The organism is Amycolatopsis sp. NPDC101161, assembly GCF_044768185.1.
In the GTDB taxonomy this organism is placed as follows: domain Bacteria; phylum Actinomycetota; class Actinomycetes; order Mycobacteriales; family Pseudonocardiaceae; genus Amycolatopsis.
Genome location: NZ_JBIWPI010000002.1, coordinates 1,924,757 through 1,939,147, shown reverse-complemented (window position 1 = coordinate 1,939,147; position 14,391 = coordinate 1,924,757). Strand labels below are relative to the sequence as shown.

The following is a 14,391-nucleotide window of genomic DNA, read 5'->3' as shown; positions in this document are numbered from 1 at the left end:
GACGGTTTACGCGAAGTGCGTAACAATTCTCGTCGCTCGTTCGATTTGTGCACCGGACGAGTGCGTCCGCAATTGGCAGCTAGTCGATCGTGAACGGGTCGTACTGGATCTGGTCCAGCGCGCTGCCCGCGACCAGCATGCGCGACACCGTCGCGCGGATCATCGCCGGCGAGCCGGACACGAGGACGTCGTGGTCCGGCCAGGAGCCGTACCGCGTGACCGCCTCGGCCAGCGTGCCCTGCTCGAACCCCGGCACGTCGCCGCCGCGCTCCACCACCGGCGTCACGGTCAGCCAGGGGTTGACCGACGCGAGCGCGCGCAGCTCCTCGAGGTCGTAGAGGTCCTCGCGGGCCGGGCCGCCGTAGAAGAGGTGCGTCTTCGGGTTCTCGCCCCACAGCGCGAGGTGGTCGAGGATCGACCGCAGCGGCGCGACGCCGGTGCCGCCCGCGATCATCAGCACGCCTCGTGACGTTTCGCGGTCGACCGTCATCCGGCCGAGTGGCGGGCCGAGCCGCCAGACGTCGCCGGGCTGGGTGTGGCTGACGATGGCCCTGGACACCCAGCCGCCGTCGATCGCGCGGACGTGGAACTCGATGCCGCCGTCCTCGCGCGGCGCGTTCGCCGGCGAGAGGTAGCGCCACAGCCGCGGCCGCTGCGGGACTTCGACGCTCACGTACTGGCCCGGGTGGTAGGGCACGGGCTGGTCGGGCACCAGCCGCACCAGGGCGAGGTCCCAGGTCAGCCGCCGGTGCTCGACGACGGTGGCCGACCACGACGGCGGGTTCGTGTCGGCCGCCGCTGCGTCCTGCATGGCCCGTGCGGCGATGGTGAACGCCTCGGCCCACGCGCGCTCGACCTCGGGCGTCCACTCACGGCCGAGGTGGTTCTTCAGCGACGCGAGCAGCGCCGTGCCGACGGCTTCGTAGTGCCGCGGGACCACGCCGAACTTGCGGTGGTCGCGCCCCAGCTGCCGCAGGAACGGCGCGAGGTCGTCGGGCCGGTCCACCATCTGCACGATGTGCACCAGCGCGCGCACCAGCCGGCCGCGCTGGATCTCCATGTTGATCGGGAAGAAGTCGCGCGTGGTCGGCGCGAGGGTGAAGAGCATCCCGTAGAAGAACTGGGAGATTTCGGCGATGTAGGGCTCCGACTTGGCCCAGCTGTCGCGGATGAGCCGGACCATCGCCGTGACGGCCGCGGGGGCTTCACGCGGGGCCGAAGACCTGGGGAACGGGCTGACCGAGTCGGCGGTCATGGGTTGCTGCCGCCTCCTGGATCCATCGCCACTGCTTGCACCTGATCAGTCGGCCGCGCCGCGCGCGCGGTCCGTCCGCAGGGTAGCCGCCGGGCGCCCTTTTGCCCGCATTGTTGCTCCGACCGGGTGTATCGCGGCCGGTGACGGCGTGGGCGACCTCACCGGTCCGATCCTTGCTCGCGCAAGCGATGAGCAATAAACTTGTATTGCACAAGTAATGGCGGGAGGGGTCCCGATGGGCTTCGACGACAGCGACGACGATGTCCGGGTCGAGCTCATGCGCGAGCTGAAGACGGCGTCGCAGCTCCAGCACGCCTGGGTCATGCAGGCCTGGCAGGACCAGCCCGGGTTGCACCCCGCGGCCGCGATGCTGCTGTCGGACCTGGCGAAGAACGGCGAGGCCAGGCCGTCCGAGCTGGCCAAGCGCCGGTTCGTCGACCTGTCGGTGGTCAGCAGGCAGATCACGCAGCTGTCCGCCGCCGGGCTGGTGGACCGCCGGCCCGCGCCCGAGGACGGTCGCGCGTCCCTGGTGAGCGTGTCCGAGAAGGGCCGCGCCGAGCTCGCCCGCTGGCGGGGCAACTACCTCGAGTTCATGGAGAAGGCCCTCGGCGGCTGGGACGACGAGCGCGTCACCGACCTCACCGGCCGGCTCGCCGAGATGAACGCCGACCTCCGCCGGGCCCTCGGCAGCGCCGCCTGCCTGGCCGACACGAACAAGTGACGTAGTGCCCGCGCAGGCGCACCGGCAGTTGCATTCCGCAAGCCGGAAAGTCTCCGTTCGGGCCTGACTTGGCGGTGCGCCACAGGGTTAACGTCGGAAGGTGACGCGTAGCCGGGTCGCACTGCTGTGCGCGCTGGGGATCGACAACTTCGGCTCAGGTCTGTTCCTCCCGTTGGCGCTGGTCTACGTGACGCAGGTGGTCGGCATGCCGCTCGCGGTGGCGGGCACGGCCGTCACGCTCGGCACGATCGGCGGCCTGGTCGTGCCGCCGCTGGCCGGCCGGCTCGTCGACCGCGTCGGGCCGCGGACCGTGGTCATCGGCGCCCAGTTGCTGCAGGCCGCCGGCGCGGGCGCGTACCTGCTCGCCGACTCCGCCGGCCCGGTCGTGGCCGCCGCGATCCTGCTCGCCACCGGGCAACAGCTGTTCTACAGCTCCCTGTTCGTGCTCATCGCCGACGTCGCGGGCGACGTCCCGAAGGATCGGCCGTTCGCCGAGGTGGGGATGGTGCGGGCCGGCTGCTTCGGCCTCGGTGGACTCGTCGCGGGGGCGCTGCTGACCTGGCTCGGGCAGGGCGGGTACCGCATCGCCCTCGTCCTCGACGCCTTGACGTTCTTCGTGGCCGCGTCGATCCTCGCCCTGTTCGTCCGGCTCGCGCGGCCGCACAAGCCGCAGTGCGAACGGTCGGTCAAGGTGCTGCGCGACCGGCCCTACCTCGCGCTGATCCTCTTCAGCGGGCTCTTCGGGCTTTCGCTCGACTTCTTCCTGATCGGCACGCCGGTGTTCGTGCTCGACCGGCTGCACGGCCCCGCCTGGCTGCCCGGCGCGATCCTCGCCCTGCTGACCGTGCTGACCAGCGTCGGCGGCACGCTCGCGCTGCGGCTCACCGCCGGGCTGACCCGGATCGCGGCGATGCGCGCGGGCTCGGCGCTGTTCGCCGCGTGGTGCCTGGTCACCCTCGGCGTGCTGCTCGTGCCGGCCGGCTGGCGGGTGGTGTACCTGCTCGGTTCGACGCTCGTCTTCGCCGCCGGCGACCTGGTCTTCGGCCCGCGTTCGGGTGCGCTCGCCGAGGCCGCGGCACCTCCGGTCGCCCGCGGCCGTTACCTGGCTGCGTACCAGTACGCGTTCACCGTGGCGCAGGTCCTCACGCCCGCCGTGGTGGCGTTGTTCTCGGTCGCCGACTGGTTACCCTGGGTGCTGGTCGGGGCGTGCGCCGGTCTCGCCGTCGCCGGGCTCGGGATGCTCGGTTCGCGGTTGCCGGCGAGTGCCGTCGCACCCGGTCAGAGTTGAGCGGAACAGACTCAAGTTTTCGTGCGTTAAGGATAGTGTCAGGTCTGGGTCAGGCCTGTCACCAGGACTTTTGAAGTACCGAGCATGAGGTGAGGGATGGACGCTTTCAACCCGACCACGAAAACCCAGCAGGCGATCTCGTCCGCGGCGCAGGCGGCCACCATGGCCGGCAACCCGCACGTGTCGGCCGCCCACCTGCTGGGCGCCCTGCTGGCGCAGGGTGAGGGGCTGACCGCACCGCTGCTGACCGCGGTCGGGGCCGACCCGGGGGTGGTGCACAAGGAGCTCGAGCCGCTGATCGCGGCGCTGCCGTCGGCGACCGGCGCGACGGTGTCGAGCCCGCAGTTCGACACGTTCGCCGTCAAGTCGCTGACGCGCGCGCAGAAGCTCGCCACCGAACTGGGCGACGAGTACGTCTCGACCGAGCACCTGCTCGTCGGGCTCGCGACCGAAGGCGGCCAGGTGGCCGACCTGCTCAAGCGCCACGGCGCGACGCCGGACGCGCTGCAGGAGGCGTTCGTCAAGGTCCGCGGTTCCGCCCGGATCACCAGCGAAGACCCGGAGAGCACGTTCAAGGCGCTGGAGAAGTACGGCGTCGACCTGACCGAGCGCGCCCGGGGCGGCGAGCTCGACCCGGTCATCGGGCGCGACACCGAGATCCGCCGCGTCGTGCAGGTGCTGTCGCGGCGCACGAAGAACAACCCGGTCCTGATCGGTGAGCCGGGCGTCGGCAAGACGGCCATCGTCGAGGGCCTGGCCCAGCGCATCGTCGCCGGGGACGTGCCCGAGTCGCTGCGCGGCAAGCGCGTCGTCGCCCTCGACCTCGGGTCGATGGTGGCCGGCGCGAAGTTCCGCGGCGAGTTCGAGGAGCGGCTGAAGGCCGTGCTCAAGGAGATCACCGACTCCGCGGGCGAGGTCATCACCTTCATCGACGAGCTGCACACGATCGTCGGCGCCGGCGCGACCGGCGAGGGCGCGATGGACGCGGGCAACATGATCAAGCCGATGCTCGCCCGCGGCGAGCTGCGGATGGTCGGCGCGACCACCCTCGACGAGTACCGCCAGCACATCGAGAAGGACGCCGCCCTGGAGCGGCGTTTCCAGCAGGTGCTCGTCGGCGAGCCGTCGCCGGAGGACACCATCGCGATCCTGCGCGGGCTCAAGGAGCGCTACGAGGTGCACCACGGTGTCCGGATCACGGACGCCGCGCTGGTCGCCGCCGCGACGCTGTCCGACCGCTACATCACCGCGCGCTTCCTGCCGGACAAGGCCATCGACCTGGTCGACGAGGCCGCGTCCAAGCTGCGCATGGAGATCGACTCGCGGCCGGTTGAGATCGACGAGGTCGAGCGCGCCGTCCGCCGGCTGGAGATCGAGGAGATGGCGCTCGCGAAGGAGAGCGACGCCGCCTCGAAGGACCGGCTCAACGCGTTGCGCGCGGAGCTGGCCGAGAAGCGCGAGACGCTGACCGCGTTGACCGCGCGCTGGCAGAACGAGAAGGGCTCGATCGAGAAGGTTCGCGAGCTCAAGGAGCAGCTGGAGCAGCTGCGCGGCGAGTCCGAACGCGCCGAGCGCGACGGTGACCTGGGCAAGGCGGCCGAGCTGCGCTACGGCCGGATCCCGGCGCTGGAGAAGGAGTTCGAAGCGGCCACCGCGGCGAGCGAGGTCAGCCAGCAGAACGTGATGCTCAAGGAAGAGGTCGGCGCGGACGACGTCGCCGACGTCGTGAGCGCGTGGACCGGCATCCCGGCGGGCCGGCTGCTCGAGGGCGAGACCGGCAAGCTGCTCCGGATGGAGGAGGAGCTCGGCCGGCGGGTCATCGGGCAGGCCGAGGCCGTGCAGGTCGTCGCGGACGCGGTGCGCCGCAGCCGGGCCGGCGTCGCCGACCCCGACCGCCCGACCGGCTCGTTCCTGTTCCTCGGCCCGACCGGCGTCGGCAAGACCGAGCTGGCCAAGGCGCTGGCGGAGTTCCTGTTCGACGACGAGCGCGCGATGCAGCGCATCGACATGAGCGAGTACGCCGAGAAGCACTCGGTGGCGCGCCTGGTCGGTGCCCCGCCGGGGTACGTCGGCTACGACCAGGGCGGCCAGCTGACCGAGGCCGTCCGGCGGCGCCCGTACTCGGTGGTGCTGCTCGACGAGGTGGAGAAGGCCCACCCGGACGTCTTCGACGTGCTGCTGCAGGTCCTCGACGACGGGCGGCTGACCGACGGTCAGGGCCGGACGGTGGACTTCCGCAACACCATCCTGATCCTGACCTCGAACCTCGGTTCGCAGGCCATCGCCGACCCTTCGCTGGACGAACGCCAGAGGCGGGACGCGGTGCTCAACGTGGTGCAGCGGCAGTTCAAGCCGGAGTTCCTCAACCGGCTCGACGACATCGTCGTGTTCCACTCGCTCGGCACCGAGCAGCTGACGTCCATTGTGGACATCCAGGTGGCCCGGCTGGCGTCGCGGCTGGCCCAGCGCCGGCTGAACCTGGACGTCACCGACGGCGCCCGCGAGTGGCTGGCGCTGAACGGCTTCGACCCGATCTACGGCGCCCGCCCGCTCCGGCGGCTGGTCCAGTCGGCGATCGGCGACAAGCTGGCCAAGGCGCTGCTGTCGGGCGACATCCGGGACGGTGACACGGTCCGGGTCGACATCCCGGAGCTGGAAGCCGGCGACTCGCTGACGGTCCAGCGCGTCTGAGGTTTCACCGGGCCAACCGGCGCTCGTCCTGTGGACGGCGCCGGTTGGCCCGTTTTCGTCCACAGTGGCCAGGAGGATGGCCACCTCGGCGCCTTCTTCGGGGATGCGCGTGCCGCGGAAGCCACCGTGCGGGCTCGCGTCGCCGAAGACGTCGCCGCCGCGACCGGACTGTCCGATCCGGACTTCGGTGTGCTCACCCTCCTGACCCGAGGACGGGCGCGGCCGGTGCCCGTCCGCGCCGTGCGGGCGCACCTGGTCGAACCGCTCGGAAAGGCCGACCGGGCCACGTTCTTCGCTTGCCTGAAGCTCTGGCCGAATCCCGGGATTAGGCGACTTGTCGACAGGGTGGCGGGGAATTGGTCCGAACGGGCCCGGCGACACGGGTACCGGCGATCATCTCTTCGGCGTAGCAGGCGATACCCTGCACGTCGTGGGTATTCCGGCGTGGATCTGGTTCGTCATCGCGGCCGTCGCCCTGGTGGCGGGCCTCGGGCTGCTCGCTGCCGACCGGGCGAAGGAGGGCTCGCGCAACCGTGAGCGCATGCGCTGGGCTCAGTTGCGCGGCTGGCAGTTCGTCGAAGAGGACGAACGGCTGCCGCAGCAGTGGTCCAACGGTGCCATCGGCTACTTCGGCGCGGACGCCGCCGTGAACGTCGTCGCGGGGTCGACCTTCACCTCCGACGGCCGCCGTCCGGTGTTCATCTTCGACATCGAGTCCGAGGGGCAGATCCCCGCGGTCGTCGTCGCCGTGCGCTGCAACAAGAAGCACCGGATCCCCATCGAGATGTGGCTGTCGAGCGTGCCGTTCCAGCGCGCCGACATGCCCGAAATGCTCGGCCCGATCGGCTCGCGCTACGCCTTCGCGGACGACGCGGACGGCGCCCGGGCCGTCATCACCCAGGAGCTCGTCGACGCCGCGGACCAGCTCGGCGGCGACGTCGGCGTGGCGTGGCTCGAGAACGAGTGGGTGCTGGCCAGCGTCGCCCCGACCGCCGGCCCGTCGCGGCTCGAGCGGCTGCTGCGCGACCTCGGCGAGATCGCGGACATCGTCGACCCGTTCGACGAGGACTACGACGCCGGCCGCCACCAGGCGAGCGCGCCGATCCCGTCCATCGGCGGCAACCCGCCGACCCCCGCCGCCGGGACGCCGATCCCGCCGCCCGCCGAGCCGCAGGACTAGAGCACCGGCTGGTCGAGCACGCTGGCCGTCAGCGTGCCGCGCAACGACGTCACGCCGCCCTGGACGTGGACCACGTGGTCCACGCCGAGGTCGCCGCTGAAGGAGCCCGACGTGGTCTTGACCAGGCCGGACGCCGGTCCGAGCTGACCGCCGAGTTCGTGCGTCTGCCCCACGTCCAGGTCGCCGGCGAAGCTGCCGATGGCGTGCACTTCGGACGTCGCCCCGACCGCGCCCAGCTGACCGAGGTCCACGGCCTGCCCGGACGAACGCCGCAGGGCGGCCCCGCCCGTCAGGTCGCCGGTGAAGAGCCCGGCGTCGAGCTGGTCGGCGTTCTCGCTCAGGACGTCGACGCCGTGGCCCAGCCAGACGCCGTGGCGAGCCCGCTCGAGCGCCCCCGCGCGGTCGCCCCTCGTGGCGGCCGCCTCCGTCAGGTCGGACGCGATCCGGGCGTCGCCGAGCTGCTTGCCGACGAAGTCGCGGCGGCTCGCGGACAGCGTGTCGCCGTCGTTGTCGAGCGTCGTGGTGTGGCGGTGGTCCACGGGCAGGGGGAGGTCGGCCGGGGCGGCGAACGCCGTCGCGGGAGATGCGAACAGGAGGGCCACGGGCGCGGCGACCTTGGGCAGGTAGCCGCTCTTGCGCCTGCTGTGCTTACCCATGGCCGGGACGATAACCCGACCCCGAAACGGCTGCACCCGGAGGCTCTGACCTGTGGGTATCGTTCACCCACATGACCACCACCGCTCTCATAACCGGTGCCACCGCGGGCATCGGCGCGCAGTTCGCGCGCACGCTCGCCGCCGAGAAGTACGACCTTGTGCTCGTCGCGCGCGACACCGCGCGGCTGGAGGCCTACGCCGCTGAGCTGCGGGAACAGCACGGCGTCGCCGTCGAGGTGCTGCCCGCCGATCTGTCCGAAGTGGACGGTCGGACGGCCGTCGAGGAGCGGCTCGCCGCCGGGCCGGTCGACCTGCTGGTGAACAACGCCGGGTTCGGGCTGAACGGCGACTTCTGGACCATCCCGCCGGACGCGCTGCAGCGCCAGCTCGACGTCAACGTGACGGCCGTGCTGCGGCTGACCCGGGCCGTGCTCCCCGGCATGATCCAGCGCGGCCACGGCGACATCATCCAGGTCAGCAGCGTCGCGGGGTTCTTCAGCGGCCGCGGTTCGACGTACACCGCGAGCAAGAACTGGGTCACGTCGTTCACCGAAGGCATCGCCGCGTCGCTGCCCGAGGGCGTCCGGATGATGGCGCTCTGCCCCGGTTTCACCGCGACGGAGTTCCACCAGCGGGCCGGCATCGGGAAACCCGGCCCGAAAATCGCCTGGCTGGGTGTCGAACAGGTGGTCGGCGAGGCGCTCGCGGACCTGCGCCGCGGCAAGGTGATCTCGGTACCGAGCCTGCAGTACAAGGCCGTCGTTGCGATCGGCGGGCTGCTGCCGCGCGCGGTGCTGCGCCGGATCAGCGGCGGCTTCGGCGGCAAGGGCCGCACCTGAGTAGGGCTGCCCCTACCCGCAAGACGCACGCGCGCACCAGGGTGATCGAAGGGCTGTCTCCCTAGCGTTCTACCCATGACGACAGAGGCGGTTCGGCTCGAGGCCGTGCGCAAGGAATACGGCGGCGTGGTCGCGCTGGACGGGGTCTCGATCTCGTTCCCGCGCGGCGGGTTCACGGCGGTGATGGGCCCGTCCGGGTCGGGCAAGAGCACCTTCCTGCACTGCGCGGCCGGGCTCGACCGGCCGACGTCGGGCCGGGTCGTGCTCGACGGCCAGGACCTCGACGGCAAGAACGAGACCTACCTGACGAAGCTGCGGCGCGACCGCGTCGGCTTCGTCTTCCAGGCGTTCAACCTGCTCCCGGCGCTGACGGTCGAGCAGAACGTCGTGCTGCCGCTGCAGCTGGCCGGCAAGCGCCCGGACAAGCGGCTCGTCGCGCGGATCCTCGCGCACGTCGGGCTGGACGGGCGCCGCAAGCACCTGCCCGGGCAGCTCTCGGGCGGGCAGGCGCAGCGCGTCGCGATCGCCCGCGCCCTGGTCACCGACCCCGCCGTGCTGTTCGCCGACGAGCCGACCGGCGCGCTCGACACCCGCACGGCCGCCGACGTGCTCGGCCTGCTGCGCGACTCCGTCTCCTCGTCCGGCCAGACGGTGATCATGGTGACGCACGACCCGGTCGCCGCGTCCTACGCCGACCAAGTCGTGTTCCTGGCCGACGGCCGGATCGCCGGGCGCCTGGACCGGCCGACCGCGGAAGCCGTCGCCGAGCGGATGACCCACCTGGGCGCGTGGGGCCGGGTGGCGGCCTGATGTTCACGCTCGCGCTCCGGACGCTGCGCCTGCGCAAGGGCGGCTTCCTGGCGACGTTCGTCGCCGTGTTCTTCGGCGCGCTGATCGTTTCGGCGTGCGGTGGCCTGATGGAAACGGGCATCCGGTCGGAGACGCCGGTGCAGCGGCTGGCCGCGGCGCCGATCGTCGTCGGCGGGCAGCAAACGCTTGCGGTGCCCGAAGAGGACCCGGCGACCCTTGGCCCCGAGGACAAGCACAAGTACAAGAACGCGACCCTGCCCGAGCGCGTCCGGGTCGAGGCCGCCCTGGCCGACCGCCTGCGCGCGGTCCCCGGCGTCACGAACGTGGTCGGCGAGGTCAGCTTCCCGGTGCAGCTCGGCACGTCGAGCGCGCTCGGGCACGCGTGGGATTCCGCCGCCTTGACGCCGTACGCGTTGACGGGCGAAGCGCCGAAGCCGGGTGAAGTGGTCGTTGACGCCGACATGGGGATCGCCGCCGGGACCACTCTGCCCGTCGCGGCGCACGGCACCATCGGTCAGTACCGCGTGTCCGGCGTCGCGAAGGCGCCCCAGTCCATGCGGGACCCGGCGTTGTTCTTCGCGGCTTCGGACGCGGAAAGGCTCTCGGGACACCCCGGGCAGTTCGACGCGATCGGCGTCTTCGGCGGGGACGCCGCCGCGGTGTCGTCGGTCGTCGGCGACGCCGGAGTCGTGACGACCGGCGCCGACCGCGGGGCCCTGGAGTTCCCCGAGGTGGGCAAGAGCGGCGAGAACCTGATCGTGCTCGCCGCCGTCTCGGGCGGGTTGTCGGCGCTGGTCATGGTGTTCGTCGTCGCGGGGACGCTCACGCTGTCGACCCAGCAGCGCCAGCGCGAACTCGCCTTGCTGCGCGCGATCGGCACGACCCCGCGGCAGCTGCGGCGGATGGTGCTGGGTGAGGCGCTCGTCGTCGGGCTGCTCGCGGTCGCCGTCGCGGTCGTGCTCGGGCCCGTGCTCGGGAACTGGCTGTTCGACCAGCTCGCGGCGAACCACGTCGTGCCGGACGTGCTGCGGTTCGAGCAGGGCTGGCTCCCGGCGACGGTCGCCGCGGGCGCGTCGCTGCTGGCCGTCTTCGCGGCGTCCTTCGTGGCCGGGCGGCGGGCTTCGAAGGTCCGCCCGACCGAGGCGCTCGCCGAGGCGGCCGTCGAACGGCGCTGGCTGACGCCGATCCGGGTGATCACCGCGATCCTGTGCTTCGCGGGGGGAACGGCGCTGGCCATCGTCACGGTCGCGGTGATGACCGGCCCGGTCGCGGCCAGCACGGCCGGCCCGGCGGTGATGCTGTGGGCGTTCGGCCTGGCGGCGCTCAGCCCGGGCGTCACCAAGGTCACGGCGATGCTGCTGCGCTGGCCGGTCCAGGCCCTCAGCGGCGTCACCGGCCGGATCGCGCTGCGCAACACCCGCGTCGGCGCCGTGCGGACGGCGGGCGCGGTCACCCCGATCATGCTCGCGGTCGGCATCGCGACCGCCAACATCTACCTGCAGACGACCCAGGAAGCCGTCTCGAACCAGGCGTACACCGAGGACCTGAGGGCGGACGCCGTCGTGGCCGGCCCGGGCGGCCTGGACCCGTCGGTGCTGGGCCGCGTGCGCGCGACCCCGGGGGTCGCGAGTGCCTCGGAGTACGTCACGAGCTCGGTGTTCATCGAGAAGCCGTTCGACTCCCACGTGGACAAGGACGGCTGGCCCGCGCTGGGCGTCAGCGAGCTGAGCGGGAACGCCGTCGAGGTGCCGGACACGCTCGGCCACCACGTCGGCGACACGCTGTCGCTGCGGCTCGGCGACGGCTCGCCGGTGGACGTGCGGGTGGCCGCCGTCGTGAAGCAGCGCGCCGGGTTCGAGAAGCTCGTGCTGCCCGCCGGGCTGCTCGCGCCGCACACGACGACCGGGCTCGCGCCGCAGCTGCTGGTGCGCGCGGCCGACGGCGTCGACACGGCGACGCTGACTTCACGGCTTCGCGAGGCGACAGCGGGATTGCCGGTCTCCATCGGTGACCGGGACGCGCTGATCGCGGCGCACGCGAAGGGCAACGAGGTCGGCGCGTGGGTCAACTACCTGCTCGTCGGGATGATCATCGCCTACACGGTGATCTCGGTGGTGAACACGCTGGTGATGGCGACCTCGCGGCGGCGGCGCGAGTTCGGGCTGCAGCGGCTGAGCGGGTTCACCCGCGGCCAGGTGCTGCGGATGGCCGGCGTCGAAGGCGGCCTGATCGCGACCATCGCGGTGCTGCTCGGGACGCTCGTCGCGGCGGGCTCGATCGTGCCGTTCTGCCTGGTGGTCAGCGGATCGCCGCTGCCGTCCGGCCCGCTCGCGGTCTACCTGGTGGTGCTCGCGATCGCCGTGGTGCTCTCGCTCGTCGCGATCCTGGTCCCGGCCTGGGCGGCGACGCGCGGGCGTGCGGTCGACGCCACATCCATCGGGGAGTGAGAACGGTCGTGTGTAAGACTCTCGGCCGTGGCGAACCCCGGGTTGGATCAAGCGGCGAAACTCGAACTGGCCAGGCTGGTCACCGATCTTTCCGTGGTGCACGGAAAAGTGACCTTGGCGTCGGGCAAGGAAGCCGACTACTACATCGACCTCCGGCGCGCGACGCTGCACCACGCGGCCGCGCCGCTGATCGGCAAGCTGCTGCGCCAGCTGACGGCGGACTGGGACTACGTGGCGGCCGGCGGCCTGACGCTCGGCGCCGACCCGGTCGCGCTGGCGATGCTGCACTCGGCGGCGAACGACGGTGTGGTGCTGGACGCGTTCGTCGTCCGGAAGTCCGTCAAGGAACACGGCATGCAGCGCCGCATCGAGGGCATGGAGGTCCGCGGCCAGCGCGTCCTGGCGGTCGAGGACACCTCGACGACCGGCGGCAGCGTCCTCGAGGCGGTCGCGGCCCTGCGTGAAGCGGGCGCGAACGTGATCGGCGTGGTGACGGTGGTCGACCGCGACACCGGGGCGCGGGAGGCCATCGAGAAGGAAGGCCTGGAGTACCGGTACGTCCTCGGCAAGGACGACCTCGGCCTGGACTGAGTCGCCGCGGTGACCCAGGTCACCGACAATCACCCCGTGACGTTTCCCGCCCGCCGGTGTCCTCCTCCCGAGGAGGTGCCGTGACGACAACCGCTACGCCGCTGGACGACGCGACCCTCGTCGGGCGCGCCAAAGACGGCGATGTCCGGGCCTACGAGCAGCTCGTGCTGCGCTACCAGGGGCCGATGTTCCGGCTCGCCGTGAAGATGCTCTCGCACCGCGGCGACGCCGAGGACGTCGTGCAGGAGGTGTTCCTCAACGCCTGGCGCAAGCTCGGCCAGCTCGGGGACGACGCCGCGTTCGTCGGCTGGCTCTACCGGGCGACCACGAACCGCTGCCTCAACGCGATCCGCGCGCGCAAGCCGCAGGCGGACGTCGACCTGGACACCGCCGAGTCGCCGCGGGCGGACCTGCAGCCGGAGCGGGCCGCCCAGGTGAGCGGCCAGCTGGCGGCGTTGAACGCGGCGCTGGACCAGCTGACGCCCGAGCAACGGGCGTGCTGGCTGCTCCGGGAAGTGCACGGCCGGTCCTACGAAGAGATCGGCGAAGTCGTCGGCGCGAACGCGACCGCGGTCCGCGGCCGCATCGCGCGGGCCAGAGCCCAGCTGGCGGAGGTGATGAAGCCATGGCGATGACGGACTACGAACTGCCCTGCGAACGCGACGTCGAGCAGGTGTGGGAGCGGCTCGACGCGGTCGGCGCCGGGCTGGCCGACGAGCACGAGCTGACCTGCCCGCACTGCCGGGCCGCGCGCGAAAGCCTGCTGGCGCTGCGGGAAGCGACGTCGGAACTGGTGGCCGAGGACGACGTGCCACCTGCCTTGTTCAGCCGGATCATGTCCGCTGTGCGGGCCGAGGTGCGGCGCGGCTCGATGGTGGCGCTGCCGACCCCGGAACCGGGGTTCGTCGAGATCAGCGAGCAGGCCGTCGCGGCCGTGCTGCGGTACGCGGCGGACACGGTCGACGGCGTCCGGGCGCGGCGCTGCCGGGTCCGCCCGCTCGCCGCGGGGGGCGTCGAAGTCGAACTCACCCTCGCGGTGAGTCTGCGGAACGCTACCGGCGGTGAGGCGTTGGCGCTGGTGCGGGAGCGGGTGAGCGCCGCGGCGGCGGCCCGGGTCGGGCTGACGCTGGCGAAGCTCGACCTGCTGGTGGACGACATCTTCGAGGACACGGTCGGGGGGCCAGGGGAATGAGCGTGGAGTACGTCATCGCCGATCCGGTGATCGCCAGCGTGGCGGCGAAGGCGGCGGTCACGACGCCCGGCGTCGTGCGGCTTGAACCGGGCCTGCGCGGCTTGGTGACGGCGTGGACGCGCGCCGCCCGTCAGCGCTGGAAGGGGCTCGACCCGGCGCCGGCGGACGGCGTCCGGGTCCGCACGGCGGACGGCCGGGTGAGCGTCGAGGTCGACCTGGTCACGTCGGCGGCCGACCAGGCCGCGGCGGTCGGCCGGGCGGTGCAGCGTTCGGTGGGCCGGTTCGTGACCGAGCAGACCGGGCTGGCCGTCGACGGGGTTTCGGTGTCCATCCTGGACATCGAGCCGCGGTGACCGGCGCCGAAGCCGTCGAGAAGATCGTCGGCGCTCTCGAAACCGTGGCCGGCCTCCGCCCGGCGACCCCGATCTCGCCCGAGACGACGTGGCTGCCGGTGGACTGGGCCGGCCAAGCCGTCGACCTCTCGGCCGAAGTCGTCCAGATCCGGCTCATCGCCACGCGGCTGCCGCTCCCGCCGCTGCTGGAGCAGGCCGCGGCGGCGGTGCGCCCGGTGCTGGCCGGGACGGAGTGGGAAGGCGCGCGGCTCCGGCTGGTCGTCACCGACCTCGACGGCGCGGCCTTCGGGAGACCCACGTCACAGTGATCCTCTCCTTCCCCCGGGGTCCTCACCTACGAAAAGCCTTGGGGCTCAGCACATTCAGGG

General features: G+C 72.1%; 14 protein-coding genes. 12 read left to right on the top strand and 2 right to left on the bottom strand.

Annotated features, from left to right (window positions below):
• Positions 1-79: 79 nt before the first annotated feature.
• Positions 80-1,255: a globin domain-containing protein gene (locus ACIRSS_RS20615; RefSeq protein ID WP_400897008.1), complete on the bottom strand. Its 1,176-nt coding sequence runs from the start codon at positions 1,253-1,255 to the stop codon at positions 80-82.
• Between the two features lie 235 nt (positions 1,256-1,490).
• On the opposite strand from ACIRSS_RS20615, the gene ACIRSS_RS20610 reads away from it, so the two are divergent.
• From ACIRSS_RS20610 to ACIRSS_RS20595, 4 genes are all read left to right on the top strand, one after another.
• Complete coding sequence (locus ACIRSS_RS20610; RefSeq protein WP_400897006.1) at positions 1,491-1,976, top strand: MarR family winged helix-turn-helix transcriptional regulator; 486 nt, start codon at positions 1,491-1,493, stop codon at positions 1,974-1,976.
• A gap of 100 nt (positions 1,977-2,076) precedes the next feature.
• Positions 2,077-3,264: an MFS transporter gene (locus ACIRSS_RS20605; protein ID WP_400897004.1), complete on the top strand. Its 1,188-nt coding sequence runs from the start codon at positions 2,077-2,079 to the stop codon at positions 3,262-3,264.
• Positions 3,265-3,360: 96 nt separating this feature from the next.
• Complete coding sequence (gene clpB / locus ACIRSS_RS20600) at positions 3,361-5,955, top strand: ATP-dependent chaperone ClpB (RefSeq protein ID WP_400897002.1); 2,595 nt, start codon at positions 3,361-3,363, stop codon at positions 5,953-5,955.
• 430 nt (positions 5,956-6,385) lie between these two features.
• Entirely contained in the window at positions 6,386-7,135 is a 750-nt protein-coding gene (locus ACIRSS_RS20595) for a hypothetical protein (protein ID WP_400897000.1), read from the top strand.
• Here the strand turns inward: ACIRSS_RS20595 and ACIRSS_RS20590 are convergent.
• On the bottom strand, positions 7,132-7,791 hold the full coding sequence (locus ACIRSS_RS20590; protein WP_400896998.1) for a hypothetical protein: 660 nt from the start codon (positions 7,789-7,791) through the stop codon (positions 7,132-7,134). The genes ACIRSS_RS20595 and ACIRSS_RS20590 overlap by 4 nt on opposite strands.
• Positions 7,792-7,862: 71 nt before the next feature.
• Here ACIRSS_RS20590 and ACIRSS_RS20585 point away from each other — a divergent pair, with 71 nt between their 5' ends.
• The 8 genes from ACIRSS_RS20585 (at position 7,863) to ACIRSS_RS20550 (ending at position 14,331) form a co-directional block, all read left to right on the top strand.
• A complete protein-coding gene (locus ACIRSS_RS20585) occupies positions 7,863-8,630 on the top strand; it encodes an SDR family NAD(P)-dependent oxidoreductase (protein WP_400896996.1) in 768 nt (255 codons plus the stop codon).
• 75 nt (positions 8,631-8,705) lie between these two features.
• Positions 8,706-9,440: an ABC transporter ATP-binding protein gene (locus ACIRSS_RS20580; protein WP_400896994.1), complete on the top strand. Its 735-nt coding sequence runs from the start codon at positions 8,706-8,708 to the stop codon at positions 9,438-9,440.
• Entirely contained in the window at positions 9,440-11,887 is a 2,448-nt protein-coding gene (locus ACIRSS_RS20575; RefSeq protein WP_400896992.1) for an ABC transporter permease, read from the top strand. Before ACIRSS_RS20580 ends, ACIRSS_RS20575 begins: the two co-directional genes overlap by 1 nt.
• Positions 11,888-11,914: 27 nt before the next feature.
• A complete protein-coding gene (gene pyrE / locus ACIRSS_RS20570) occupies positions 11,915-12,478 on the top strand; it encodes an orotate phosphoribosyltransferase (RefSeq protein ID WP_400896990.1) in 564 nt (187 codons plus the stop codon).
• 80 nt (positions 12,479-12,558) lie between these two features.
• The gene (locus tag ACIRSS_RS20565; protein ID WP_400896988.1) at positions 12,559-13,113 is read left to right on the top strand and encodes an RNA polymerase sigma factor; all 555 of its coding nucleotides are present in this window, start codon (positions 12,559-12,561) and stop codon (positions 13,111-13,113) included.
• Entirely contained in the window at positions 13,104-13,670 is a 567-nt protein-coding gene (locus ACIRSS_RS20560) for an Asp23/Gls24 family envelope stress response protein (RefSeq protein WP_400896986.1), read from the top strand. The genes ACIRSS_RS20565 and ACIRSS_RS20560 overlap by 10 nt, the downstream gene beginning before the upstream one ends.
• Positions 13,667-14,023 carry an Asp23/Gls24 family envelope stress response protein gene (locus tag ACIRSS_RS20555; protein ID WP_400896984.1) on the top strand — a complete coding sequence of 119 codons (357 nt, stop codon included), beginning with the start codon at positions 13,667-13,669 and terminating at the stop codon, positions 14,021-14,023. Before ACIRSS_RS20560 ends, ACIRSS_RS20555 begins: the two co-directional genes overlap by 4 nt.
• Entirely contained in the window at positions 14,020-14,331 is a 312-nt protein-coding gene (locus ACIRSS_RS20550) for a hypothetical protein (RefSeq protein ID WP_400896982.1), read from the top strand. Before ACIRSS_RS20555 ends, ACIRSS_RS20550 begins: the two co-directional genes overlap by 4 nt.
• Positions 14,332-14,391 lie beyond the last annotated feature (60 nt).

What these genes read in the sequence shown, in the direction of transcription:
- ACIRSS_RS20615 (WP_400897008.1), bottom strand. Translation starts at nt 1,255, where the DNA reads ATGACCGCCGACTCGGTCAGCCCGTTCCCCAGGTCTTCGGCCCCGCGT.
- ACIRSS_RS20610 (WP_400897006.1), top strand. Translation starts at nt 1,491, where the DNA reads ATGGGCTTCGACGACAGCGACGACGATGTCCGGGTCGAGCTCATGCGC.
- clpB (WP_400897002.1), top strand. Translation starts at nt 3,361, where the DNA reads ATGGACGCTTTCAACCCGACCACGAAAACCCAGCAGGCGATCTCGTCC.
- ACIRSS_RS20590 (WP_400896998.1), bottom strand. Translation starts at nt 7,791, where the DNA reads ATGGGTAAGCACAGCAGGCGCAAGAGCGGCTACCTGCCCAAGGTCGCC.
- ACIRSS_RS20585 (WP_400896996.1), top strand. Translation starts at nt 7,863, where the DNA reads ATGACCACCACCGCTCTCATAACCGGTGCCACCGCGGGCATCGGCGCG.
- ACIRSS_RS20580 (WP_400896994.1), top strand. Translation starts at nt 8,706, where the DNA reads ATGACGACAGAGGCGGTTCGGCTCGAGGCCGTGCGCAAGGAATACGGC.
- ACIRSS_RS20575 (WP_400896992.1), top strand. Translation starts at nt 9,440, where the DNA reads ATGTTCACGCTCGCGCTCCGGACGCTGCGCCTGCGCAAGGGCGGCTTC.
- ACIRSS_RS20560 (WP_400896986.1), top strand. Translation starts at nt 13,104, where the DNA reads ATGGCGATGACGGACTACGAACTGCCCTGCGAACGCGACGTCGAGCAG.
- ACIRSS_RS20555 (WP_400896984.1), top strand. Translation starts at nt 13,667, where the DNA reads ATGAGCGTGGAGTACGTCATCGCCGATCCGGTGATCGCCAGCGTGGCG.